General features: G+C 69.3%; 24 protein-coding genes. 12 read left to right on the forward strand and 12 right to left on the reverse strand.

Going from position 1 to position 24,319, the window contains the following annotated elements:
• Positions 1–34 precede the first annotated feature (34 nt).
• A complete protein-coding gene (locus EY822_RS14335) occupies positions 35–1,852 on the reverse strand; it encodes a DEAD/DEAH box helicase (RefSeq protein ID WP_150309306.1) in 1,818 nt (605 codons plus the stop codon).
• A gap of 222 nt (positions 1,853–2,074) precedes the next feature.
• Between EY822_RS14335 and EY822_RS14340 the strand changes: the two genes are divergently transcribed.
• Positions 2,075–2,626, forward strand: a complete 552-nt coding sequence (locus tag EY822_RS14340) for a TIGR03086 family metal-binding protein (protein ID WP_150309134.1) — start codon at positions 2,075–2,077, stop codon at positions 2,624–2,626.
• Positions 2,627–2,870: 244 nt separating this feature from the next.
• Here the strand turns inward: EY822_RS14340 and EY822_RS14345 are convergent, their stop codons facing one another.
• Positions 2,871–4,034, reverse strand: coding sequence for an acyl-CoA dehydrogenase family protein (locus EY822_RS14345; RefSeq protein WP_150309135.1), 1,164 nt, complete (start codon positions 4,032–4,034; stop codon positions 2,871–2,873).
• Positions 4,035–4,185: 151 nt separating this feature from the next.
• Between EY822_RS14345 and EY822_RS14350 the strand changes: the two genes are divergently transcribed.
• Positions 4,186–4,962, forward strand: a complete 777-nt coding sequence (locus EY822_RS14350; RefSeq protein WP_150309136.1) for an SGNH/GDSL hydrolase family protein — start codon at positions 4,186–4,188, stop codon at positions 4,960–4,962.
• A 135-nt stretch (positions 4,963–5,097) separates the two neighbouring features.
• Here EY822_RS14350 and EY822_RS14355 read toward each other — a convergent pair whose 3' ends face one another.
• The 3 genes from EY822_RS14355 to EY822_RS14365 all read right to left on the reverse strand — a co-directional run bounded on the left by EY822_RS14355 (position 5,098) and on the right by EY822_RS14365 (position 8,467).
• The gene (locus EY822_RS14355; RefSeq protein WP_150309137.1) at positions 5,098–6,207 is read right to left on the reverse strand and encodes a fatty acid desaturase family protein; all 1,110 of its coding nucleotides are present in this window, start codon (positions 6,205–6,207) and stop codon (positions 5,098–5,100) included.
• A 187-nt stretch (positions 6,208–6,394) separates the two neighbouring features.
• Entirely contained in the window at positions 6,395–7,642 is a 1,248-nt protein-coding gene (locus EY822_RS14360; RefSeq protein WP_227497372.1) for a D-alanyl-D-alanine carboxypeptidase family protein, read from the reverse strand.
• 9 nt (positions 7,643–7,651) lie between these two features.
• Positions 7,652–8,467 (reverse strand): TrmH family RNA methyltransferase, encoded by an 816-nt coding sequence (locus tag EY822_RS14365; RefSeq protein ID WP_150309138.1) that lies wholly within the window; start codon positions 8,465–8,467, stop codon positions 7,652–7,654.
• A gap of 102 nt (positions 8,468–8,569) precedes the next feature.
• Here EY822_RS14365 and EY822_RS14370 point away from each other — a divergent pair, with 102 nt between their 5' ends.
• Both EY822_RS14370 and EY822_RS14375 read left to right on the forward strand, forming a co-directional pair.
• The gene (locus EY822_RS14370) at positions 8,570–9,430 is read left to right on the forward strand and encodes a Sir2 family NAD-dependent protein deacetylase (RefSeq protein ID WP_150309139.1); all 861 of its coding nucleotides are present in this window, start codon (positions 8,570–8,572) and stop codon (positions 9,428–9,430) included.
• On the forward strand, positions 9,427–10,032 hold the full coding sequence (locus EY822_RS14375; RefSeq protein ID WP_150309140.1) for a histidine phosphatase family protein: 606 nt from the start codon (positions 9,427–9,429) through the stop codon (positions 10,030–10,032). The genes EY822_RS14370 and EY822_RS14375 overlap by 4 nt, the downstream gene beginning before the upstream one ends.
• Here the strand turns inward: EY822_RS14375 and EY822_RS14380 are convergent.
• Both EY822_RS14380 and EY822_RS14385 read right to left on the reverse strand, forming a co-directional pair.
• Positions 10,029–11,117: a glycosyltransferase family 4 protein gene (locus EY822_RS14380; protein WP_150309141.1), complete on the reverse strand. Its 1,089-nt coding sequence runs from the start codon at positions 11,115–11,117 to the stop codon at positions 10,029–10,031. The genes EY822_RS14375 and EY822_RS14380 overlap by 4 nt on opposite strands.
• The gene (locus EY822_RS14385; protein ID WP_150309142.1) at positions 11,114–12,013 is read right to left on the reverse strand and encodes an alpha/beta fold hydrolase; all 900 of its coding nucleotides are present in this window, start codon (positions 12,011–12,013) and stop codon (positions 11,114–11,116) included. Before EY822_RS14385 ends, EY822_RS14380 begins: the two co-directional genes overlap by 4 nt.
• Before the next feature lie 141 nt (positions 12,014–12,154).
• Here EY822_RS14385 and treS point away from each other — a divergent pair, with 141 nt between their 5' ends.
• From treS to EY822_RS14400, 3 genes are all read left to right on the forward strand, one after another.
• Positions 12,155–13,870 carry a maltose alpha-D-glucosyltransferase gene (treS, locus tag EY822_RS14390; RefSeq protein ID WP_150309143.1) on the forward strand — a complete coding sequence of 572 codons (1,716 nt, stop codon included), beginning with the start codon at positions 12,155–12,157 and terminating at the stop codon, positions 13,868–13,870.
• Between the two features lie 9 nt (positions 13,871–13,879).
• Positions 13,880–14,575 carry a 3'-5' exonuclease gene (locus EY822_RS14395; RefSeq protein ID WP_150309144.1) on the forward strand — a complete coding sequence of 232 codons (696 nt, stop codon included), beginning with the start codon at positions 13,880–13,882 and terminating at the stop codon, positions 14,573–14,575.
• A gap of 147 nt (positions 14,576–14,722) precedes the next feature.
• Complete coding sequence (locus EY822_RS14400; protein ID WP_227497373.1) at positions 14,723–16,669, forward strand: PKD domain-containing protein; 1,947 nt, start codon at positions 14,723–14,725, stop codon at positions 16,667–16,669.
• 121 nt (positions 16,670–16,790) lie between these two features.
• On the opposite strand, the gene EY822_RS14405 is transcribed toward EY822_RS14400, so the two are convergent.
• The 3 genes from EY822_RS14405 to glgA form a co-directional block, all read right to left on the reverse strand.
• Positions 16,791–17,042: a type B 50S ribosomal protein L31 gene (locus tag EY822_RS14405; RefSeq protein ID WP_150309146.1), complete on the reverse strand. Its 252-nt coding sequence runs from the start codon at positions 17,040–17,042 to the stop codon at positions 16,791–16,793.
• An 88-nt stretch (positions 17,043–17,130) separates the two neighbouring features.
• Positions 17,131–17,913: an ABC transporter ATP-binding protein gene (locus EY822_RS14410; protein WP_150309147.1), complete on the reverse strand. Its 783-nt coding sequence runs from the start codon at positions 17,911–17,913 to the stop codon at positions 17,131–17,133.
• A gap of 22 nt (positions 17,914–17,935) precedes the next feature.
• Positions 17,936–19,120 carry a glycogen synthase gene (gene glgA / locus EY822_RS14415; protein WP_150309148.1) on the reverse strand — a complete coding sequence of 395 codons (1,185 nt, stop codon included), beginning with the start codon at positions 19,118–19,120 and terminating at the stop codon, positions 17,936–17,938.
• Between the two features lie 48 nt (positions 19,121–19,168).
• Here glgA and EY822_RS14420 point away from each other — a divergent pair, with 48 nt between their 5' ends.
• Both EY822_RS14420 and serB read left to right on the forward strand, forming a co-directional pair.
• Positions 19,169–20,410 carry a glucose-1-phosphate adenylyltransferase gene (locus EY822_RS14420; RefSeq protein ID WP_150309149.1) on the forward strand — a complete coding sequence of 414 codons (1,242 nt, stop codon included), beginning with the start codon at positions 19,169–19,171 and terminating at the stop codon, positions 20,408–20,410.
• Between the two features lie 11 nt (positions 20,411–20,421).
• Entirely contained in the window at positions 20,422–21,075 is a 654-nt protein-coding gene (gene serB / locus EY822_RS14425; RefSeq protein WP_150309308.1) for a phosphoserine phosphatase SerB, read from the forward strand.
• A gap of 46 nt (positions 21,076–21,121) precedes the next feature.
• Here serB and EY822_RS14430 read toward each other — a convergent pair whose 3' ends face one another.
• Together EY822_RS14430 and fabG are read right to left on the reverse strand one after the other, a co-directional pair.
• The gene (locus EY822_RS14430) at positions 21,122–22,036 is read right to left on the reverse strand and encodes a phosphotransferase enzyme family protein (RefSeq protein WP_227497374.1); all 915 of its coding nucleotides are present in this window, start codon (positions 22,034–22,036) and stop codon (positions 21,122–21,124) included.
• Positions 22,037–22,048: 12 nt separating this feature from the next.
• Positions 22,049–22,759 (reverse strand): 3-oxoacyl-ACP reductase FabG, encoded by a 711-nt coding sequence (fabG, locus tag EY822_RS14435; RefSeq protein ID WP_150309150.1) that lies wholly within the window; start codon positions 22,757–22,759, stop codon positions 22,049–22,051.
• Positions 22,760–22,875: 116 nt separating this feature from the next.
• Between fabG and EY822_RS14440 the strand changes: the two genes are divergently transcribed.
• The 3 genes from EY822_RS14440 to EY822_RS14450 are packed head-to-tail and all read left to right on the forward strand — an operon-like array spanning position 22,876 to position 24,277.
• Positions 22,876–23,211 carry a DUF3099 domain-containing protein gene (locus EY822_RS14440; RefSeq protein ID WP_264674013.1) on the forward strand — a complete coding sequence of 112 codons (336 nt, stop codon included), beginning with the start codon at positions 22,876–22,878 and terminating at the stop codon, positions 23,209–23,211.
• Entirely contained in the window at positions 23,208–23,441 is a 234-nt protein-coding gene (locus tag EY822_RS14445; protein WP_150309152.1) for a hypothetical protein, read from the forward strand. The genes EY822_RS14440 and EY822_RS14445 overlap by 4 nt, the downstream gene beginning before the upstream one ends.
• Entirely contained in the window at positions 23,438–24,277 is an 840-nt protein-coding gene (locus EY822_RS14450; RefSeq protein ID WP_150309153.1) for an SURF1 family cytochrome oxidase biogenesis protein, read from the forward strand. The genes EY822_RS14445 and EY822_RS14450 overlap by 4 nt, the downstream gene beginning before the upstream one ends.
• Positions 24,278–24,319 lie beyond the last annotated feature (42 nt).

Here is a 24,319-nt window from a genome sequence, read left to right on the forward strand (position 1 = left end):
TTCGCAGTCGGCCCCGGTTCCGGAGTCGACGGGGTCAGCCGGCCATCCAGCGCCGGAGCTGGTCGATCCTCGCCTGCAACTGGGTCACGGTCGCCTGGGCGACGGCGGGCCCGCCGCAGATGCGCCGCAGTTCGGCGTGCACCATGCCATGGGGCTCCCCCGCCACTTTCGCTCGCATCCCGACGAGACGGTTGAGCAACGCACGCTGCTCCTTGAGGGTGCGGTAGAGCGGAACGTCCTTGGGCGCTTCCCCGCTCGCGGCCGCCGACCGCTCCCGCTCCGACGCGTGCCGGGACTGGCGTGCGGATCGCTGCCGCAGCAGCTCGCGCACCTGGTCGGGTTCGAGGATTCCCGGAAGACCGATGAATTCCTGCTCCTCGAGACTGCCAACGTCGGCCACCGATCCGAACTCCGCCCCGTCGAAGAGCACGTGATCGAACGTCGCCTGCGACCCGAGAGGTTCGAACGTGAACTCGCTGAGCAGCGCGTCCGATCCCTTGTCGTCACGATTGGCCTCCGCCATCATCGCATCCTCGGGGGCGAACAAGCCGTCCTCGCCCGTGCTCTCCCGGTCGAGGATGTGGTCGCGTTCGCGTTCGAGCTCGCTCGCGAGCAGGAGCAGGTTGGGCACGCTCGGCAGGAAGATCGATGCGGTCTCGCCGCGACGTCGCGCGCGCACGAAGCGTCCGATGGCCTGCGCGAAGAACAGCGGCGTCGACGCCGACGTCGCATACACGCCGACGGCGAGACGCGGCACGTCGACGCCCTCGGACACCATCCGCACGGCGACCATCCATCGGCTCGTGCCGTGCGAGAACGACTCGATGCGGTCGCTCGCCTCCTTGTCGTCGGACAGCACGAGGGTGACGGGTGCGCCGGTCAGCCGCTGCAGGATGGCGGCGTAGGCCCGGGCGGTGGTGTGGTCGGTGGCGATCACGAGACCGCCCGCATCCGGGATGGCGTGCCTCACCTCGGTGAGGCGCCGGTCGGCGGCGGCGAGCACCTGCGGGATCCACTCGCCCTCGGGGTCGAGGGCGGTGCGCCACGCCTGGGACGTCACATCTTTGGTGTTGCCCTCGGCGAGTTGCGCCTCCATCTCGTCGCCCATCTTGTTGCGCCACCGCATGTTGCCGGCGTAAGCGAGGAAGAGCACGGGGCGCACGACGCCATCGGACAGGGCACGGCCGTAGCCGTAGTTGTAGTCGGTGAGGCTCACCCGCACCCCGCGATGGTCCGGCGCGTAGGTGACGAACGGGATGGGCGCCGTGTCGGTGCGGAACGGCGTTCCGGTGAGTGAGAGCCGTCGGGTCGCCGGTTGGAACGCCTCGCGGATGGCGTCGCCCCAGCTGAGTGCGTCGCCTCCGTGGTGCACCTCATCGAGGATGACCAGGGTGCGGCCCGACTCGGTGATGCTGCGGTGCAGGCCCGCGCGCACGGCGACCTGCGCGTATGTGACCGCCGCGCCGTGGAAGTGGCGTGCCTGCCAGCCGTCGCTGTTGCGGAAGTTGGGGTCGAGGCGGATGCCGATGCGGGCAGCGGCGTCGGCCCACTGACGCTTCAGGTGCTCGGTGGGCGCCACCACGGTGACGCGGTCGATCTCACGACGAGCGATCAGCTCGGAGGCGAGCCGCAGGGCGAACGTGGTCTTGCCCGCGCCCGGCGTGGCCGCGGCGAGGAAGTCGCGCGGCTCGCGATCGAAGTAGGCGGTGAGCGCCTCCTCCTGCCAGGCGCGCAGCTTGGTGACCGTGCCCCACGCCGCGCGCTCCGGAAATGCCGGCGACAGGTGTTCGGCGGCGGATCGGCCGAGGTGACTGGTGTCCCGATGCGGGCCCTCGGGGTGCGTGGCGCTCATCCGATCCGGTCGGGAGTCCTCGGGGTGCGGGGAGTCGATTGCCGGGGTGCTCACTTGACTACACGATACCGTTCCGCACCGACGGTTCCGTCGCCGCTGCGTCGTCGGTGGCTGCCGTCGGCGGTGTGCCATCGGTGATCCGTTGTCGGTGGTGCGTTCCCGCTCCGGGAAGAAATGCGCACTTCCCCGGCGTTGGCCACAAGGAACGCGAAGGAGAACGACGTGACCGTGAACTGGCTGAAACTGCAACACCGATCCCATGAGGAGTTCGGATCCCGACTCGCCTCGGTCACCGACTGGGACGCGCCCACGCCCGACGACGGCTGGAGCGTCGGCGACCTGGTGCGCCACGTGATCGACGGCCAGCGCGCCGTGCCGATGCTCCTCGCCGGGAGCCCGGCACCCGCCAGCGTCGGCCCGGAGGCGGATCTGCCCGCCGAGTGGGCGCACGCCTCGAGGGCCGCGCTCGCGGCGTGGCTGTCCGTGCCGTCCGGCACCACCGTGCGCCTCTCCACCGATGTGGTGTCCGCGGAGGACTACCTGACCGAACAGGTGGCTGACGTCACCATCCACGCCTGGGACCTCGCCCGCGCGACCGGCACGGATGACACGCTCGACGCCGAGCTCGTGGCGGCGACGTGGACGATCTACGAGCCGCAGCAGGACACCCTGTCGTTGAGCGGGTTGTTCGCCCCCGCGGTGCCGCTTCCCGACGATGCGCCGTTGCAGTCCCGCCTGCTCGCCGTCACGGGTCGCGACGTCCGCAGGCACTGACGCCACGCGGTCGGAGCGGCCGCTGTGGTCGATCGCCGCGCTTTCGCTCACCGCCGCCGCCGTTTCCGTCAATCGCCGCCGCTGCTTCGCTGGCGATTGACCGAAACCGCGGCGCGTCCGCTCCGACACACGGGCCCGTCACGTTCCTTCGACAGGCTCAGCGACCGTGGGGTGCGACACACGGGCCCGTCACGTCCCTTCGACAGGCTCAGGGACCGTGGGGTGCGACACACGGTCGCCCGGGTCAGGCGCCGCGACCGGTGACGGGGCCGAGGAGGGACGCCGCCATCGCCCGCCGGGCGGCCCGCTCGCTCGACGGATGGAACTGGCCGGCCAGCACGTCACGGGCGAGGCGCGACAGCTCGGAGTCCGCCCGGTACGACGCGCCCCCGGCTACCGCCACGCAGCGGTCGACCACCTCACGCGCCGTGCGGGTCACCCGCACCTTCGCCCCGGACAGCCGCGGAAACCACTCCGCGCCCGCGGCCACCCCGGAGTCCACATCGCGGGCGAGAGCCGTCAGCTGGGCGTACTGGCCGTCCTGGGCGATACCCGCATCGGCGAGGGCCGAACGCACGTCCAGATCGTCGGCGAGCGGGGCACCCCCTGCCCGGAGCGACGTGCGCGACCGCACCGACTCCACCGCGAGAGCGAGGGCGCGCTCGCCGATCCCCACGTACACCGCCGAGATCAGCAGCTCGAAGCCGGCGAAGATAGCGAAGACGAACGGATCGGCGGATGGGCCGACCGGCAGCACCCGCACCACCCGCTCCGCAGGCACGAACGCCCCCTCGAGAATGGTCGTGTGGCTCTGCGTCGCCCTCATCCCGAGCGCGTTCCAGTCCTCGAGGATGCGGTAGCCGGCTGCGTCCCGCTCGATGAAGCCGTGCACGAGCACCGGTGCGCCGGGGTCGGAGTCGTCCCGCCCGAAGACGCTGAGGCGGGTCCAGGCCGGGGACAGCGAGCCGAAGATCTTCGTGCCGAAGAATCGGTAGCCGCCGTCCGGCTGCGGTTCGGCCCGCGTGAGCGAGTCGGAGAGCACCTCGTCATTGCCGGGCTCGCTCACTCCGAATGCGAACACCTGCCCGTCGGCCGCTTCCCGCAGCACCCAGTCGAGGCTCGGGTCGCCCCATTCGGCCAGCATGCGTGCGACCGCAGTCCACAGCAGGTGCATGTTGAGGGCGAGGGCCGTCGCGGGAGCCGCCGTGGCGAGCCGGATCTGCTCGTGCAGCACGTGCTCCAGCGACGCACCCGAACCGCCGAGCGCCACCGGCACGCACTGGCGCAGGTACCCGGCATCCTTCAGTTCGTCGAGGTCCTCCGCGAAGAACGCGTTGTCGCGGTCGTACCGCGCCGCACGTCCGCGGATCCGCTCGAGCTGGGCGTCGTCGAGCAGCGAGCGTGTCATCCCTCCAGTCTGCCTCGCCCCGACGCGATCCCCAGCCCCTCCGGCACCGACACGAAGGGTCGGAAGCCGGAAGCGGGTCCGTCGGAAGGCGGATGCAGGGCGCGCTCGCGGGGGCGGATAATGGGGGGCGCGATCATCGAGAGGGGCGACCGTGTCAGAACTGCATCCGTGGCGGCGCTACGTCGCCATCGGCGACTCATTCACCGAAGGCGTCGGCGACCCGGAACCGAGCAGCCCCGGCGGGCACCGGGGATGGTCCGACCGGGTGGCCGAGGTCCTCGCCGCCAGCCCCGACGACTTCGCCTACGCCAACCTCGCCATCCGGGGGCGGCTGCTGCAGCAGATCATCGACGAACAGGTGGAGCAGGCGGTCGCGCTCAAGCCGGATCTCGTGTCGGCGAACGGCGGGGGCAACGACATTCTCCGGCCCGGTGGAGACCCGGACGACATCGCCGCGCGCTTCGAAGGCATGGTTGAGCGGCTCGGCAGCACCGGCGCAACGGTCGTGATCTTCGCCGGCATGGACGTGGGCTGGGCACCGGTCTTCTCGAGGCTGCGCGGCAGAGTCGCGGTCCTCAACGAGCATCTGCGGGCCATCGCCGCCCGCCACGACTGCGTGGTCGTCGACCTGTGGGCCATGCGCGAGCTGCAGGACACCCGGATGTGGGATGTCGACCGCCTGCACCTCGCACCGCTCGGCCACCATACGGTGGCTCGGGCGATGCTGGCCGCGCTCCACGTGGAGAACGAGCTCGAGCCCCGCCAGCCGGATGCGCTGCCGGTCGGCACGTGGCGACAGGCGCGGGCCGAGGACCTCGTCTGGGCGCGCGAGTATTTCGTGCCGTGGGTGCTCCGTCGGGTGCGGAACCAGTCGTCCGGCGACGGGCGGACCGCGAAGCGACCCGAAGCCGGGCCCTACGCGTCCTGACCCGCCGCGTACGCGCCGCCCCTGTCGCGCAGGCGAAAAGGGGGGCTCCTATCGCGCAAGCGGAAGGCCCATGCCCCGTAATGCCGAAGGCCCGCCCCGAGCTAACGGGGCGGGCCTTCGGCATTACGGGGGTGGTTATCGCGTGCGGAACTGCGAGGTCATCGGGCAGTCGAACGGATCGCGCGCCGCGAGACCGACCCGGTTCAGGTAGGCGACCACGATGCTGTAGGACTCCATCAGCGACGTCTCGGTGTACGGGATGTTGTGCTTCGCGCAGTACTCCCGCGTGATCTGCTGGGCCTTCCGCAGGTTCGGTCGCGCCATGTTCGGGAAGAGGTGGTGCTCGACCTGGTAGTTGAGGCCGCCCATGAAGCTGTCCATCACGACACCGCCGCGGATGTTGCGCGAGGTGAGCACCTGGCGGCGAAGGAAGTCGACCTTGCTGTCCTTCGGCAGCTGCGGCATTCCCTTGTGGTTCGGGGCGAACGACGCACCCATGTAGAGACCGAAGACGGCGAGCTGCACGCCGACGAAGGCGAACGCCATGCCGAGGGGCAGGAAGTAGAACACCACGGCGAGGTAGCCGATGATCCGCACGCTGAGCATGGAGATCTCGAGGGCGCGCTTGTCGACCTTGCCGCGGCCGAACACGGTGCGGAGGCTCGTGACGTGGAGATTGAGGCCTTCCAGCAGCAGGAGCGGGAAGAAGAGGTAGCCCTGTCGACGCGTCACCCAGGTGCGGAACTTGCTGAGGCCGGTGGCGTCCTCCTCGCGAAAGACGATGAAGTCGGGCTCGATGTCGGGGTCCTTGCCGACCACGTTCGGGTTGGCGTGGTGACGGCTGTGCTTCGTCATCCACCAGGAGTAGCTGATGCCGACGAAGATGTTGGCGAGCAGTCGGCCCGACGTGTCGTTGACCTTGCCCGACGCGAACACCTGACGGTGCGACGCCTCGTGAGCGAGGAACGCGAACTGGGTGAAGAGGATGCCGAGGCCGGCCGCGACGATCAGCTGGTACCAGCTGTCACCCAGCAGGGCGAACGCGGTCCAGGCGCCCGCGGTGAGCAGGCAGATGATGCTGAACATGGTGATGTAGAACGCCTTGCGACGCCCCAGGAGTCCGGCCTCCCGCACGGTGTGCAGGAGCGCGGAGTATTCGGATGCGACGTTCTTACCGCTGCCGCCACCGCCGGGCTTCGTGCGCACAATGCGCACGGCGGGCGTCGAAATCGTTGAGCTGCTCATGAAACCTCTGGTTTTCATCGACTCGCCAGTCGGTGTACTGAGCAATCGCTCGCGTTGATTCTTTTCTACACTACGGTCCGACCCTGTGAAGAGGGTGCCAACCCGCGCGGAAGTCTGATATGCAATCGGCGTCGGCCGGGCGCGATACCGGCAGCGGCGTCGGCCGGGCGTGGCGCCGGGAGCGGCGTCAGCCGAATACGGCACCGGGATGGGTGAGCCGCCACCAGGCACCCGCGGGTTCCAGTTCACCGGAGAGACGGAGGGGCACCTCGACGGTTCTCGCCCCCGCGACCTGCCCGCCCGTGACGGTGTACGCGACGTCCCCGGCGGCGGCTTCCGGCGTGCCGACGGGAACGGTCGTCGGCGAGACCGTCGCCGCGACGACGCCGTCGGACCAGACGAGAACGGATGCGTCGTCCGCGGTCACCACGTCGGCGGTGCTGCCCCACGCGGTGCTCACCGTGCCGACCGACTGCCCTTCCGTGCTGAGCGACACGTCGGAGAACCCCGCTCGCACTCCACCGGCCAGCGCCTGCACATCCCCCGCAACCTGGGTGTGGTCCGCCCCGCCGAGCACGACGCCCACCACGGTCACCGTCTCGTCGTCCACCGGCACGTCGATCGCCCACAGCAGGCACTTCCCCGCCGCGTCGAGCGTCCCGGTCTTGATTCCCCGGAAACCCGGTGAACCGATTAGCAGGTTGCGGTTCGAGAGCGCGCCGATCCCCGCGATCTCCAGCCGGTCGGCGGCCACGATGGTCGACACGACCGGGTTCTCGAGGGCGATCTTCGCGAGGTCGACGAGTTCGGCGGGCGTGCTCGCCGTATCGGGTGACAGACCCATCGCATCCGCGACGACCGTGTCGGAGAGCCCGTTCTCGTCGAGCCAGGCGTCCGCCGCCGCCAGGAAGGCCGCTTCGCTCCCGAACGCCCATCGCGCGAGCACCGCGGCGTAGTTGTTGGCCGAGGCGAGCAGCATGCCCTCCAGAAGGTCTCGCTGCGACAGCGCGGTGCCGACCTCAGCGGGCTGCACCAACCCCAGTTGCGCCAGGATGTCGATGCGGGCGGCCTCGTCCTCCGCCGTGAAGGTGATGCTCGGACCCTCCTCGCCCGTCCCGAGCGGTCGCTCGTCGAGCACCACCAGTGCCGTGATCACCTTGGTGAGGCTGGCCATGGGCATGCGCCCCTGCTCCCCCGACGCCGCGAGCACACCGTCGAAGCCGACCGCGCCGACAGCGCTGCCGCCGTAGTCGGGCCAGTCGAGGTCGACGGCTGCTGACGGGGTCGGTACCGGGGCCGCGAGGACCGACTCCGCCGCCGGGAGCGGTGCGAGCAGCACCGCGGGCGTGTACACCCCGGCGGTGAGCAGCATGGTGCCGAGGACACCAGCCCACACCCGCCGACGGCGGGGGTTTCTGCGGCGGGTCCGTGGCACCTCGGCAGTCTAGCCAGCGGCCGGAACGCGGAGGGTGTACAGCGCGACCGCGCTCGCGGCCGCCACGTTGAGCGAGTCCACACCGTGCAGCATCGGGATCACGACGGTGGTGTCGGCCACCTCAAGGGCGGTTCTACTCAGCCCGTCGCCCTCCGTACCGAGCACCAGCGCGATGCGCTCGGGGGCGTTGGTTGCGAAGTCGTCGAGCGTCACGGCGTTCTCGGCGAGCGCGAGGGCCGCCAGGGTGAAGCCGAGGTCGTGCAGCAGCGGCGCCGCAATCGGCCACTCGGGCAGTCGTGTCCACGGCACCTGCAGCACGGTTCCCATGCTCACCCGCACGCTCCGGCGGTAGAGCGGATCGGCGCACCTCGGGGTGATGAGCACCGCATCCGCCCCGATGCCGGCCACCGCTCGGAAGATGGCGCCGACGTTGGTGTGGTCGACGATGTCCTCGAGGATGACGATGCGGCGGGCACCGGCGACCACGTCCTCCACCGGCGGGAGCGGGGGGCGGTGCATGGCCGCGAGCGCTCCCCGGTGCAGGTTGTAGCCGGTGAGCGACTCGAGCACGGCCGCCTCCCCCACGTACACCGGGACGTCCGGGTGGTCCGCCAGCAGCGGCTCCACGTCGGGAAGCCACTGCTCCTGGAGGAGAACCGAACGCGGTCGGTGACCTGCGGAGAGGGCGCGGGTGATCACCTTGGTGGACTCCGCGATGTAGAGACCGCCCTCGGGCTCGCGCACCCGGCGGAGCGCCACGTCGGTCAGGCGGGAGTAGTCGGCGAGATCGGGAGCGTCGAGGTCCGTGATCCGACATACGTGCATGACTGTTCCGTTTCTCGCGTCGCGCGCATCCGCCCGGGAACACTCCGCTCTCCGCCGCTGTTTAGACTCAGAGAACAGTAACGCCTGCACTCGGGAGGGAACATGGTCACGGTGGTCACGGTTGCGCCGACCGGACGTGCCGCTCCGTCCACCGGCACGGTGGAGGATCTCGCGGACGTCATGCGCGACCGGATCACCGCGGTGCTCACGGGGGCGGGCATGAGCACGGACTCCGGTATCCCGGACTACCGCGGTGAGGGCGCCCCGCGCCGCACCCCGATGACGTTCCAGCAGTTCCGCGACGACACGGCGTACCGCCGGCGCTACTGGGCGGGCAGCCACGTCGGATGGCGGCGGTTCGATGCCGCCCAGCCCAACGACGGCCACCGCGCACTCGCCGACCTCGAGGGCGCGGGGATCGTCAACGGGGTGATCACCCAGAACGTCGACGGCCTGCACCTGAAGGCCGGTTCAGGCCGGGTCGTCGACCTGCACGGGTCGATGCACCGGGTGATCTGCCTCACCTGCGGTCAGGCGTTCGCCCGGTCCAGCATCGCGGACCGGATCGCGGCCGAGAACCCGTGGCTCGAGCAGCCCGAGTCGGTGGTGCTGAACCCCGACGGCGATGCCGAGATCGCGCGGGCCGACGAATTCGTCATCCCCGACTGCACGGTGTGCGGCGGCATGTTGAAGCCCGACATCGTCTACTTCGGCGAGTTCATCCCCGTCGAGAAGTTCGCGGAGGCGTCGGCGATGGTGCAGAGCGCGGACGCACTGTTGATCGCCGGATCGTCCCTCGTCGTCAACTCGGGCATCCGACTGCTCGAACAGGCGACCCGTCGCCGCCTACCCGTGCTGATCATCAACCGCGGCGTGACCAAGGGGGACGGACGTGCTGCCATGCGACTGAACGGCGGGACGTCGGAGACGCTCCGCTCGCTCGCCACCCTGCTCGCATCGTGACGCGCATCGTGCTCGTGCGACACGGGCAGACCGACTGGAACTTCGCGCGCCGCATTCAGGGCTCCAGCGACATCGCCCTCAATGACGTGGGGCGACGCCAGGCGCGGACTGCGGCGGATGCCCTGGCCGACCGCACCTGGAGCCGGGTGTACACCAGTCCCCTCTCCCGCGCCGCGGAGACCGCGGCGATCCTCGCCGAATGCCTGGGCCTGCCGGAACCGGTGGCCGTTCCCGACCTGGCCGAGCGGGCGTACGGCGCGGCGGAGGGCCTCACCGGCGACGAGGCGCACGAGCGCTACCCCGACGGCATCGTTCCCGGCAAGGAGTCGACCGACGCCCTCACCGAGCGTGCGCTCCGGGCCATCTCCCGGCTCGCCGAGCACGCGGGTGACGAGCCGGTTCTCGCCGTCACGCACGGCGGGGTGATCGGCGCACTCGTGCGCTCCGTCGAGGGCGACCTGCTCCCGGAGGGCAGCGGGCGGCACCGGATCGGGAACGGTTCGGCGCACGCCTTCGATTTCTCCGGTGGTGCGCTGACGCTCGTCGAGCTGGCCGGCACCGCGGAGGACCTCGATCTCGTCGCCGAGCGCACCGTCGACTAGGTCGTCGCCGTTCCGCGTTCGTCGTCGTCCGCCACCCGGAGCAGCAGGTCGAGCAGGGCGTCGGCCGAGCGCTCCCAGCTGAACAGGTCCGCCTGCCGCAGCGCCTCCGCGGATCGCCGCTGCCACTGGTCCGACCCCTCGAGGGATCGCACCGCATCGGCGAAGCTCCGAGCGTTCCTCGCCTCGAAATAGAGCGCCGCATCCCCGCCGATCTCCCGGAAGATGGGGATGTCGCTGACCACGACGGGGGTGCCGAGACTCATCGCCTCGACGAGCGGGATGCCGAATCCCTCGTCACGGGACGCGGTCACGAGGGCGGTCGCCCGTCCGAGCAGCGTCGCGTACTCCTCGTCGCTCGCGCCGTCGTGGAACACGACCCGGGCGTCCGGCGCGACCCGGGTGAGGCGCGCCCGGTCGGCGGCGCTGATGCCGCTCATGAGATGCAACTCGTAGTCGGGCAGGTGCCGCATCCCCGCGACCAGCGTCTCGACGTTCTTATAGGGCATGAACGAGCCCATGTAGACGAGCACCCGCTCCCGCGTCCCATCCGCCGGCGGGGCCATTCCGGCGAGGGTGGCGGCGTTCCGCACCACCGTGATCGGGCGGCGGGTGAGGCGGTGCTCGCGCATGAGCCGCTCCGTGGTCTCCGAGACCGTCACCACCGCATCGGCACGGTTGAGCAGTGCGCGCTGCGGCGCCCAGGAGAGGTGGTAGAGCCGCCAGAGCAGTCGGATGGCGGTGGGCAGGTCGCGCGGCGGAGTGCGATGGGTGTAGTAGATGGCGTCATGCATCGTGAGCACCACCCGGTAGCGGCGACCCAGGGTGCCCATGGTCTGCATCGGGCTGTAGACGACGTCGGGGCGGATGCGGTTGACGCGGAGGGCGAGCAGCGGTTCCCTGGCGCTCGTGGGCGGTGGAACCAGCTCCCACGGCAGGTCGGGCAGCATCTCGAGTTGGCGGTGATCGCTGATCAGCATGGTCAGGTCGTGGCGCCGCGCCACGGCCGCCACCAACCCGGCCGTGTACCGGCTGATGCCATCGTGCCGCCCCACCCGGGTGTACCGGCAGTCGAACACGAGCCTCACGAGCGCTGCCCCCGCGCCACGAAGCGCGTGATGTGCGCCGCCGCGGTGTGCGGCGTCTCGTAGTGGATGAGGTGGCCGACGCCGCGGATGACGTGCAGCTCGGCGGACGGGAAGAGGTCCCGCAGGCGCTGCTGCTGAGCCACGGTGGTGATGTCGTCCCGCTCGGCCGCGACCAGCAGCGTGGGCTGGTCGATCCCCGGGGCGAACTCGCTCACGTCGCTGCCGACCGAGGCCCGGAACGCCTCGAGCACCACACGCCGGTCGGCGAACGCGCTGAAGTACCGGTCGTGCTGTTCGTGCACCCACCGCCGCAGCGCAGGCCTGCGCGTCTTCACCATGGCGAGGCTCATGCCCCGGACGATGATGCGGTTGCGCAGCAGGGCGAATCCCGCGCCCTCGGGCAGCACGGCTGCGAGCCAGTAGTAGAAGACGGCGAAACGGGTCAGGACGCCGCGAGGACCGGACAGAGCGGGCGCGGCGATGGGGTTGATCAGCACCATCCGAGGCGTCGGCACGCCGTCGGCGACCGCCGCGGCCACCACGATCGATCCGAAGGAGTGACCGACCAGCACGGCGTCGTGCAGGTCGAGAGCGTCGAGGAACCCGCGCAGCCAACGGCCGTACCCGTCGATGTCGTGCGCCGCACCGGTCAGCGGCGACGACGCCCCGAACCCCGGCAGGTCGGGAGAGAGGATGCGGAACCCGGACAGCTGCGCGATGACCGGTTCCAGCCCGTGGTGGTCTCCTCGGAAGCCGTGCACCACCACCAGGGTCGTCGCACTGTTCGCCTCCCCGTACTCCCAGTACCGGGTGGTACTCCCGAGCACCTCCACCTCGTTCTCGGTGACGGGGACACGGGCGAGCTCGGCTGCGTAGGGTGAGGGAACGACAGTCATTTGCCGACAAGTCTAGGTACTGGGGACGAGCGAAGCCGCCGTGAACTGCCGCAGCGCGTGCGGGCCGAGTCGTTCCCGGCACCTCTAGACTTTTACCCACGTCTGCCAATACGGACCCTCGCGGGTCAGAAGGAGCACTCTGTGAGCTTCACCGCCCCCATCACCCTGCCGGGTCTCACCCTCGACCTGCACTGGTACAAGCGCTCGGTGTTCTACGAGGTCATGATCCGGTCGTTCGTCGACAGCAACGGTGATGGCACGGGTGACCTTCAGGGACTCATCTCCCGACTGGACTACCTGCAGTGGCTGGGTGTCGATGCGCTCTGGCTGCCGCCGTTCTACCAGTCGCCGCTCCGCGATGGTGGATACGACGTCTCCGACTTCCGGGCCGTGCTCCCCGAGTTCGGCACCGTCGACGAGTTCCGCGAGCTCGTCACCAAGGCGCACGAGCGCAACATGCGCATCGTGATGGACTACCCGCTCAACCACACGTCGGACCAGCACGACTGGTTCCAGCAGTCCCGCAGCGACCCCGAGGGTCCGTACGGCGACTACTACGTGTGGAGCGACACCGACGACAAGTACAAGGACATCCGGATCATCTTCGTCGACACGGAGGAGTCGAACTGGACGTTCGACCCGATCCGCCGACAGTTCTTCTTCCACCGCTTCTTCTCGCACCAGCCCGACCTCAACTTCGAGAACCCCGCCGTGCGGGAAGAGGTCGCGAACATCGTGCGCTTCTGGATGGACATGGGCGTCGACGGCGTGCGTCTCGACGCGATCCCCTACCTCTTCGAGTCCGAGGAGGGCAACGGCGAGGGCGAGCCGCCCACCCACGAGTTCATCAAGGAGCTCCGGTCGATGGTCGACCTGGAGTACCCCGGCCGAATCCTCATCGCCGAGGCGAACCAGTGGCCGCGTGAGGTCGCCGCGTTCTTCGGCACCGAGGAGGAGCCCGAGTGCCACATGGCGTTCGACTTCCCCGTGATGCCCCGCATCTTCTACTCCCTGCGTTCCCAGCAGTCGGACGAGCTCGTGCGCATTCTCAGCGAGACCACCGACATCCCCGACGGTGCCGGGTGGGGCGTGTTCCTCCGGAACCACGACGAGCTCACGCTCGAGATGGTGTCGGAGGAGTACCGGCAGGCGATGTACGGCTGGTACGCGTACGACCCGCGGATGCGCTCGAACATCGGTATCCGCCGCCGGCTCGCCCCGCTGCTCGACAACTCGCGGGCCGAGCTCGAACTGGCCCACGCCATCCTCTTCTCCCTCCCCGGCAGCCCGTTCCTCTACTACGGCGACGAGATCGGCATGGGCGACAACATCTGGCTGCCCGACCGCGACTCCTCGCGTACGCCCATGCAGTGGACGCCCGACCGCAACGCCGGGTTCTCGACCGCCGACCCGGGCAAACTGTTCCTGCCGGTGGTGCAGTCACTCGTCTACAACTACGCCCAGATCAACGTGGAGTCGCAGCTCGCCCAGTCCCGGTCGCTCTTGCACTGGGTGCGCAACGTCATCCACGTGCGCAAGGCCCATCCCGTGTTCGGACTCGGCACCATGCGCGTGCTCTCGACCGATCACGAGTCGGTGCTCGCGTTCGTCCGCTCCTACGAGGGCAGCGGCACCCACTTCGGCGATCAGGCCGAGGATGTGCTCTGCGTGTTCAGCTTCGCGCACAACCCGGTGTCGGTGACGATCGATGTGACCGGACACGAGGGCGCGGCCCTGTACGACCTGTTCGGCGGCGGTGTGTTCCCGACGATCAACGAGGACGGCACGCTCACCCTCACGCTCGGCACGCAGAGCTTCTACTGGCTGCACATCGGAAGTGCCGGTGGTCGTTCCTAGACTGCCCGCGTGAGCAGCAGATGGTTTGAGCAACTGGCGGTATTCGACCTCGAGACCACGGGGATAGACGTCGAGACGGCGCGCATCGTCACGGCGAGCATCGGCGTGCTCGACGTGACGGGTGCCTGCGTGGAGCGCTGGGACTGGCTGGCGGATCCCGGTATCGACATTCCGGCGCAGGCGTCAGCCGTGCACGGCGTCAGCACGTCGCGGGCGCGCACCGAGGGCAGGCCGACGGCCGACGTGGTGACGGAGATCATCGCCACCCTGCGCATGCTCCTCGAGCGCGGTCTGCCGCTGACCATCTACAACGCGCCGTACGACCTCACGCTGCTGAACCGCGAGGCCCTGCGGAACGGCATCCGGCCGTTGGAGAACCCGCTGCCGGTTATCGATCCGCTGGTGATCGACCGCGCGGTGGATCGGTACCGCAAGGGCAAGCGCACGTTGGCGGTCGCCGCCCAACACTACGGCGTGCGTCTCACCGATGCCCATGAGGCGAGTGCGGATGCCGTGGCCGCCGGCCGGGTGGCGCAGGCGCTCGCCCGCGCGTTCGCGGAGGAGCTCGACGTGGCACCGGAGTCACTGCATGCGATGCAGGTGGGCTGGTGCCGCCAGCAGTCCGAGAACTTCCAGGACTACATGCGCCGCACGCGCGATCCCCTGTTCACGTCGTCGGGCGCCTGGCCGGAGCGCGGGGTCTAAGCGAACCCGTCTTGGGGCGTCTCCCCGCCCACCCGATGCTCCCCCGCCCGGTACAGTGACCTGACCGCATCGTTCCGGATCGATGTATTCACGCGCACGGGGGTGCCGCGGGGTGCGGAATGAGGCCTTGGGGGGCACGTGTCCGCGTTGCGCACAATAACCGCGATCACCACCACGGTGGTCGCACTTCTGACCGGTTCCGTGGTCGCCTCACCGGCGACCGCGTCGACCGCGTCGACCGCGACGACTACGACGACCACGTCGACCACGACCGAGGAGCGCTCGGTCCGCTTCACAGCCGCGGGGGACTACTCGTCCAGCTACGGCGCCCGGAAGGTGCTGGAGGGTATCGGCGCGGCCGATCCCGACGTGCACTTCGCGCTCGGTGACTTCTCCTACGGTGTGACCGGTGAGGAGCAGGCCTGGTGCGACCTCGTGACCAGTCGCGTCGGCACCGATCTCCCGTTCGAGCTCCTCGCGGGCAACCACGAGAGCAACGGGCGCAACGGACACATCGACAGCTTCGCCGGCTGCCTGCCCAACCGGCTGCCCGGACTCGTCGGAAGCTACGGTCGCGAGTACTACGTGGACGTCCCGGCCGAGGACCCGCTGGTGCGCTACGTCATGATCTCCCCCGGCATGCCGTTCGACGACGGCGTGTGGACCTACCCGGCGGGTAGCGCCCGCTACGAGTGGACCGCCGACGCCATCGACGGAGCCCGGGATGCCGAGATCCCGTGGGTGGTCGTCGGCATGCACAATCCGTGTCTCACCATCGGTCGCTACCCGTGCGGCGCCGGCGAGGACATGATGAACCTACTCGTCGACAAGAAGGTCGACCTCGTGCTCGGCGGTCACGAGCACATCTACCAGCGTTCCCAGCAACTGGCCACGGGCACGAACTGCAGCCGCCTCTCGGCGGGAACGGTGAACGAGGCGTGCATCGCCGACCGCGACCCCGACGTGACCGCGGGGGCGGGCACCGTCTTCACCACCATCGGCACGGGAGGAGTGGAGTTCCGGGACATCAACCTGGCCGACAGCGAGATCGGGTACTTCGCCGCCTGGTCCGGACGGAACGTGAACCCCACGTTCGGCTTCCTCGACATGACGGCCACGGAGGATGCACTGACCGGGGCATTCACACGCACGTCGGGTGGCACCTTCACGGATCGCTTCTCGGTAACACGAGAGAAGCCAAATTCCCCTCCCGTTGCCGGGTACACGTCGAGCTGCCCGCTGCTCAGCTGCACCTTCTACGCCTCGCCCTCCACCGACACCGACGGGTACATCGCCCGGTACGAGTGGGAGTTCGGCGACGGCAGCACGGCCGTCGGGCGCAATGTCGCCCACCGGTACACCGCGGGCAGCCACGAGGTGACCCTCACGGTCACCGACAACGAAGGAGCGGTCGCCTCGAACACCCGACGCATCACCGCCCCGACGAGCTGGCTCACCCCGGTGGCGGCCGACGACTTCTCGCGGGAGCTGACGGGCACCTGGGGCGCGGCCGCGACCGGCGGTCGGTGGACGAGCGGGTCGAGCGCGTCGTACTTCGCGACATCGAACGGATCCGGGCGCCTCATCGTGCCAGCGAGTCGCGGACCGGAGGTGCGGCTCGCCGACGCTTCCACCGCATCCCTCGCGGTGAGCACCTCGCTGACCTTCGACGAGCTGGATCCGGGCAGCCGGCTGTACTCGTCGATCTCCCCGAGAACGGTCCCCGGCGTCGGTGCGTACGGGGCGAAGGTGCGGGTGACGCCCGAGGAGGGTGCGTCTGTTCAACTGGTGCGCACGGACCCGTCGGGCGCCCAGTCGACGCTGGGGGCGGCGATCCCGCTGGGCCCGACCCGGTACGAGGTCGGTACGGAACTGCAGCTCCGCGTGGATGCGGTGGGCGCGCACCCGACCGTGCTGCGCGCCAAGCTGTGGCCGAGTGGAAGCGTCGAACCGAGCTGGCAGACCACCGTCACCGATGCGACTCCCGGACTGCAGGTCAGCGGGTTCCCGACGGTCAACGCCTACCTGTCGGCGGGTGCCACGGGAGGACCGAAGCAGGTCGGGTTCGGGGACTTCATCGCCCGCAGGCCGTGACGAGAGGGTCGGCACCGGCGCACTACCGCGCACCGGTGCCAACCCTGTGAACGCATAACAGGGCGACCGGCCGAGGCCGGTCGCCCTGTTGTCGCTGACGGTTGCTGTTTGGAGTGGTTGCTTAGGAGCCGAAGCCCTTGTAGCGGGTGTTGAACTTCTCCACGCGGCCGGCGGAGTCGAGGATGCGCTGCTTGCCCGTGTAGAACGGGTGCGACTCGGACGAGATCTCGACGTCGATGACCGGGTAGGTGTTGCCGTCTTCCCACTCGATGGTCTTCGCGCTGCCCACCGTCGAGCGGGTCAGGAACGTCGCGCCGGAGGCGAGGTCGCGAAAGACCACTGCTTCGTACTTGGGGTGGATGTCAGTCTTCATCGGTTACTTTCCTCAGGGAATTGCGGTCGAGTGGTGGGTGATGCTCAATCCGTGGGCCCGCGGGCCAACTAGAGAGTTTAGCAGACCGCTACGCTGCCCGGGCGAGGAAACGCCCGTCCGAGTTCTGCACATCGAGGCGCAGACCGAACACGTCCGAGAGCGTGTCCGACACCAGCACCTCGTCGATGGGACCGGCGGCCGCGACGCCACCGTTGGCCAGGAGCAGCGCGTGAGTGAAGCCCACCGGGATCTCCTCCACGTGATGGGTGACCATGACGATGCCGGGTGCCTCCGGTGCGCTGGCGTACCCGCCCAACAGCCCGAGGAGTTCCTCGCGCGCGCCGAGGTCGAGGCTCGCAGCCGGCTCATCGAGCAGGAGCAGCTCGGGATCGGTCATGACCGACCGTGCGATCTGCACCCGCTTCTGCTCGCCGTCGCTCAGGTCGCCGAATCGGCGGGACTCCAGGTGGTCGAGCTTCCAGTCGCCCAGCACCTCACGGGCGCGCTCGAGGTCGTAGCCCTCGTAGTCCTCGTTCCAGCGACCCGTCACCGAGTACGCCGCCGTCATGACGACGTCGAGCACCTTCTCCTGCGGCGGGATGCGCCGCGCCATCGCGGTGGACGCGAAGCCGATTCGGGGTCGAAGCTCGAACACGTCGACCCGCCCGAGCGTGTCGTCGAGCACGCGGGCGGTCCCGCTCGAGGGGTGGAGGAAGGCGGCGGCCACCTGCAGGAGACTCGTCTTACCGGCACCGTTCGGTCCGAGGATGACCCAGCGGTCGTCGCTGTCCACCGTCCAACTGACCGAGTCGAGGATCCTGGTGCCGTTTCGGACGAGGGAGACATCGGTCAGTTCAAGCACGGTGGTCATGCTGCGAGCCTACCGGGAGCGATCAGCCGGTGAGCGCCGCGTAGATCCCGCGCGTCTGCTCCGCGATCGTGGTCCAGCTGAACTGCGTCTCGGCTCGTTTACGCCCTGCCTCGCCCATCCTTCGCGCGCTGTCGGGGTCGGCCACGACCTCGGTCAGTGTGCGGGCGAGATCGGCCACGAACTTCTCCGGGTCGAGCGGAGTACCGGTGCCGTCGGTGGCCTGGTCGATGGGAACCAGTCGACCGGTCACACCGTCGTCGATGACCTCCGGAATGCCGCCCGTCGCGGTGCCGACCACGGCCGCGCCGCACGCCATCGCCTCGAGGTTCACGATTCCGAGCGGCTCGTACACCGACGGGCAGACGAACACGGTCGCCGCGCTGAGTGCGCCGGAGAGCTCCTCCAAACTGAGGAGGCGATCGAGCCACACCACGCCGTCCCGCTGCTCCTGCAGCTCGCGCACGAGCGCGGTGACCTCGGCCAGGATGCCCGGGGTGTCCGGGGCGCCGGCCGCGAGCACGAGCTGGACGTCCTTGGGGAGCATCGCCGCGGCGCGCAACAGGTACGGCAGGCCCTTCTGGCGGGTGATTCGTCCGACGAACACGACGGATGGGCGGTTCGGGTCGATGCCGAGCGATCGCACGAGGGCCTCGTCGTGGAGCGGCTTCCACCGCTCCAGGTCGATGCCGTTGTACACGGTCGTCACCCGGCTCTCGTCGAGGAACGGGTAGGAGCGCAGGATGTCGCGGCGCATCCCGTCGCTCACGGCGATGATGGCGTCGGCGTCGGCGAAGGCGTTGCGTTCGATCCAGCTGGAGATACGGTACCCGCCGCCGAGCTGCTCGGCCTTCCAGGGGCGCAGGGGCTCGAGGCTGTGCGCGGTCACGACGTGCGGGATGCCGTGCAGCATCTGCGCGAGGTGCCCCGCACCGTTCGCATACCAGGTGTGGGAGTGCACGAGGTCGGCACCGCGGGCGTCCTCGGCGATCTGCAGATCGACGCCGAGCGTGGAGAGGCTGCCGTTCGCCCCCTCGAGCTGCGCCGGCACGGCGTAGGAGAAGGTGCCGGGCTCGTCCCGCGGCTTTCCGAAAGCGCGGACGACGACCTCCGTGTCGCGGCGCAGTGCGCGGACGAGCTCGGTGACGTGGACGCCGGCACCGCCGTAAACCTCCGGCGGATACTCCTTGGTGATCAGATCTACTCGCACGGTACGAACGCTAGTACACGTGCTTCGTTTCCCTCTACGCTGGGTCGCATGGCATCAAAGAAGATCTTCGCAATCGTCCTCGCGGGCGGTGAGGGCAAGCGGCTCATGCCGTTGACCGCCGACCGGGCCAAGCCCGGAGTGCCATTCGGTGGCCAGTACCGCCTCATCGACTTCGCGCTGTCCAACCTCATCAACTCGGGTCTTCGCCAGGTCGTGGTGCTCACCCAGTACAAGTCGCACTCGCTCGACCGCCACGTGTCGCAGACCTGGCGGCTCTCCGGGATGCTGAACGCGTACATCGCATCCGTACCCGCGCAGCAGCGTCTGGGCAAGCGGTGGTTCAGCGGGTCGGCCGACGCCATCCTGCAGAGCCTCAATCTCATCCGCGACGAGAAGCCCGACATCGTCGTCGTGGTCGGCGCCGATCACGTGTACCGCATGGACTTCAGTCAGATGATCGAGGCGCACATCGCCTCCGGCCTCGGCGTAACGGTGGCCGCGATCCGGCAGCCGATCTCCCTCGCCGATCAGTTCGGCGTCATCGACGTCGAGCCGTCGAATCCCACCAAGATTCGCGAGTTCCTCGAGAAGCCGAAGAACCCGCAGGGGCTCGACGACTCGCCGAACGAGGTGCTCGCGTCGATGGGCAACTACGTCTTCAACGCCGACCAGCTCATCGACGCGGTCATCCGCGACGGTGAACTGGCCGACTCCAACCACGACATGGGCGGCGACATCGTGCCGTGGTTCGTGTCGCAGGGGAACGCGGCGGTGTACGACCTCAACCGCAACGAGGTGCCCGGCGCCACGGATCGTGACCGCTACTACTGGCGCGACGTGGGAACGATCGACTCGTTCTTCGACGCCCACCAGGACCTGATCGCGGCGTTGCCGGTGTTCAACCTGTACAACCAGGACTGGCCGATCTTCAGTCAGGCGCTCAACTCCCCGCCGGCGAAGTTCGTGCGCGACGCGCACGGCAACAACGGCACCATGAACGACTCGATCGTCTCCCTCGGCTCGCTCATCTCCGGAGCGCACATCGAGCGGAGCGTGCTCGGGCCGTGGGCCGTCATCCAGTCGGGTGCCCGGGTCGTCGATTCGATCATCTTCGACAAGGCGCACATCGGGCCGAACGCCGTGGTTTCGCGCGCCATCCTCGACAAGGATGTCGTGGTCGAGGCGGGTGCGAACATCGGCATCGATCACGAACGCGACCGCGCTCGGGGATATACGGTGACCGACAGCGGCATCACCGTCGTGGGTAAGGGAGTACGCGTCGTTCCATGATTAGCGGCGCCATGACACCCCGTGCCGAAGCGCCATTCCTCATCCTCCTCGATGTCGACTCGACACTGATCGAGAACGAGGCCGTCGAGCTGCTCGCCGAGGCGGCGGGCAGCCTCGACGAAGTCGCGCGCCTGACCGACTTGGCCATGGCCGGTGCCCTCGACTTCGAGGCGAGCCTGCGCGCGCGGGTGGGCACGCTGAAGGATCTCCCGGTCTCCGTCTTCGCGGAGGTGTCGGCGAAGATCGAGCTCACGCGCGGCGCGCGACGCCTCGTCGCCGAGGCACACACGGCCGGGTGCGTGGTCGCGGTCGTCTCCGGCGGGTTCCACGAACTGCTCGACCCGATCGCCGCGGACCTCGACCTCGACCACTGGCGCGCCAACCGGCTGGAGGTCGTGGACGGCGTGCTGACCGGTAGTCTCGTGGGACCGATCATCGACGCCGCGGCGAAGCGCGAGGCGCTCGTCGAGTGGGCGGCGGAGCACTCGGTGCCGCATGCGCGGGTGGTGGTCGTCGGTGACGGTGCCAACGATCTCGCGATGATGGACGCGGGCGGTCTGTCCGTGGCGTTCGACGCCAAGCCGCTGGTGCGGGCGCAGGCCGATGTCATCGTCGACCGGCGGGACCTCGGGTCGGTCCTCGCGCTCGTCGGCCTCAGCGGCTGACCGGCTCGACGACCGCATCGCCGGAGGGCCTCGACGGACGGATTTGTTACAGCGCCCGGGCGAACGCCGCAAGCTGCGCGACGTTCCCCGCCATGGTCGCACGCTCCCCCGCCACCTTCGACAGGTGCGCCACGTTGTCGAGGTACGCGAGGAACAGGAACGTGCCGAAGGTCGCCTTTTCCACCCGCGCGGGGCCGCCGGCGTCGGCATAGGCCTCGTGGAAGCGGATGCGCTGGCGCGGCAACAGGTAGAGGATGGCCGACGCCACGTCCATCGCGGCGGGGCCGAGGCCGCAGCGGTCGAAGTCGATCACCGCTGCTCGGCCGTTCCCCAGAATGAGGTTGCCGGGGTGATAGTCGCCGTGCACCATGATGGCGTCCCCGGATTCGCGGAGCGCGGCCTCCAGCGCCGATGCACCGTTCGACAGATCCTGGCGTGTGCTTCCCCGGGCGAGCTCCTCCGGACAGGAACGCTCGAGCACCGCGAGGCGGCGACGCACGTAGTCCATGTCGTAGGCGCGCCGCGACCGGCCGAGCCCGGCCGCATCCGGGTCGGAGCCCCGGCGGTGCAGCGCCGCGAGCGCTCGGGCGAAGGGCTGCACGTCGGCGGTCGGGGGCAGAGCGCTCAACATCGTGCCGTCGATCCAGCGCAGCAACGACATGCTGCGCCGCACCCCGTTCTCCTCGGTGTCCGCGGTCCAGCCCCCGCCCCGGGGACGCACGGGCCCTGGCACCGCGACCTCACCGAACGCCGTCAGCAGTTCGAGCCAGGCGAGTTCAGCGTCGATCTCGGCGGACAGGCGATGCGAGACATGGATGCGCAGGAGGTAGCGGCGACCATCCGCCGCGTCGACGCGGTAGGCGTGATTCTGGGTCGCGCCGAGCCGTTCGAGGGAGTGCGGGCCGATGTCCCAGGCGCTCAGTAGTTCAGTGTCCGACGCGCGGTCAGCCTTCGGCAACACGGAACGCCACGCTCAATGTCCCATTCCGAGCCCACCGTCGACCGGGATGACAGCACCGGAGATGTATGCGGCGGAATCCCCCGCTATCCACTCGACCACTTCCGCCACCTCGCTCGCGGTGCCGTACCGACCCGCGGGAATGGCCTTGCGGTATTCGGCCGTGACCGCCTCCGACAGTTCCGCCGTCATGTCGGTCTCGATGAACCCCGGCGCTACGACGTTGGCCGTGATGCCGCGCGCGCCGAGCTCCCGGGTGACCGAGCGGGCGAGGCCTACCAGCGCGCTCTTCGATGCAGCGTAGTTCACCTGACCGGCGGAGCCGTACAGGCCCACCACGCTGGAGATGAGCACGATGCGGCCGAAGCGGGCCTTCAGCATGCCCTTCGACGCGCGCTTGACCACCCGGAACGCTCCACCGAGGTTCGTGTCCACGACCGAGGTGAAGTCGTCCTCCGTCATGCGCATGAGCAGCGTGTCGCGGGTGATGCCCGCATTGGCGATGAGCACCTCGACCGGTCCGAGTTCCGCCTCGACCTCGCTGAATGCCCGGTCGACGGACTCGGAGTCGGTCACGTCGGCGCGCACGGTGAGACTGCCGGCCGGTCCCTCGCCCGATCGCGCGGTCACCGCCACGCGGTGGCCCGAGGCGATGAATGCCTCGGCGATGGCGTAGCCGATGCCGCGGTTCCCACCGGTGATGAGAACGGTCCGTGTGGTCGTCATGCGTTCCGTTCTCCCTCGGCGCACTCGTCATGTGAGCCGGCTGATAAAGCGAGTACAAGCCTAGTCGTAGGCTTATACGGAGCAGGGCATCCGACCCCCTGCAAGACGGTGTCCCAGTGAAAAATTCGTCAATTACCTCCCTGCCCATGGCTCCGGCCGATGACCGCCGGGCGCGCATGCTCAAGTACACCTTGGCCATGAGCATCCGTATGGTGTGCATCGTGCTCCTGCTCTTCGTTCAGGGCTGGTGGTTGTTCGTCGTCGCCGTAGGGGCGATCGCGCTCCCCTACCTCGCCGTCGTGCTCGCGAACGTGGGCGCGCGACCCGCGGGCCACGTCGAGCGGCCCGGTGGCGTGGTGGCGGTGCGGGCTCAGCCGGTTCCGACCCAGGCCATGCCGGCGCGGGACACCGGCGGCACCGACCCGAGGTCGTCCTCCGGCTCTGCGGCGTGATCCCCGGTACGACGGCGGGCGACCTCACCTGCTCGCGTGCCGGCTGCCGCACGAAGGCTGATTTCCGCATCGAGTGGCGCAATCCGCGCCTGCACTCGCCCGACCGGGTGAAGGCGTGGCTCGCGTGCGACGACCACGTCGACTACCTGCGGGAGTTCCTCGGCGCGCGGGAGTTCCCGCTGCGGGTTGTGGGTGCCGATGCACCGACCGCGACGGAGCCGCTGCCGTGAAGGGCTGGCGCTTCGTCGTCAATCTGCGCTGGGCGGCGTATCTGGCGGTGACGGTCCTGTTCGCCGTGGCGTGCGGACTGCTCAGCAACTGGCAGTTCGACCGCCGGGAGCAGGCGCTGGCGGAGATCCGCAAGGTGACGGAGAACTGGGACCGCGAGCCTGTTCCCCTGGAGCAGGTGCTGCCGACCGTCGACTCGTTCGACGACGATCAGAAGTGGACGCCGGTCGAACTTCGCGGCAGTTACCTCACGGACGAGCAGGTGCTCGCTCGCAACCGGCCGTTCAACGGGCGGCCCGGGTTCGAGGTTCTGACTCCCCTGCAGCTCGACGACGGCAGCGTGTTCGTGGTCGACCGAGGCTGGCTGCCGGTCGGTAACGAGCAGGATTATCCTGACGACGTGCCCGCACCGCCCGTCGGCGAGGTGGACGTGGTGGTGCGACTGAAGCCCGGCGAGCCGGTGCTGCCCGGGCGGCTCGCGCCCGACGGCCAGATCGCCACGGTGCACCTTCCGAAGATCGCCGAGACCCTCGACGCGCCTCTGTACAGCGAAGCATACGGTCTGCTGGTGTCAGAGGACCCGGCGCCCGACACGCGCCCGCTCGCCGCGCTGCGCCCGGCCGAGGACGAGGGGTCGCACCTCTCCTATGCGTTCCAGTGGATCGTGTTCGGCATCCTCGGCTTCCTCGGTCTCGGCTACGCGATCCGCAACGAGTACCGCATCCGCAACGCCGACGAGCCGGAGGAGCAGGAGCGGGCACGCAAGCGCGAGCGCAAGCGGGCCGCGCGTGCGCCGGACGACGCGGAGATCGAGGACCGCATCCTCGCGGACCGCTAGCGCCTCTCGCAGGTCGTCCCACACGGTCCCTGAGCTTGTCGA

Source organism: Planctomonas psychrotolerans (genome assembly GCF_008642235.1).
Lineage (GTDB): Bacteria > Actinomycetota > Actinomycetes > Actinomycetales > Microbacteriaceae > Planctomonas > Planctomonas psychrotolerans.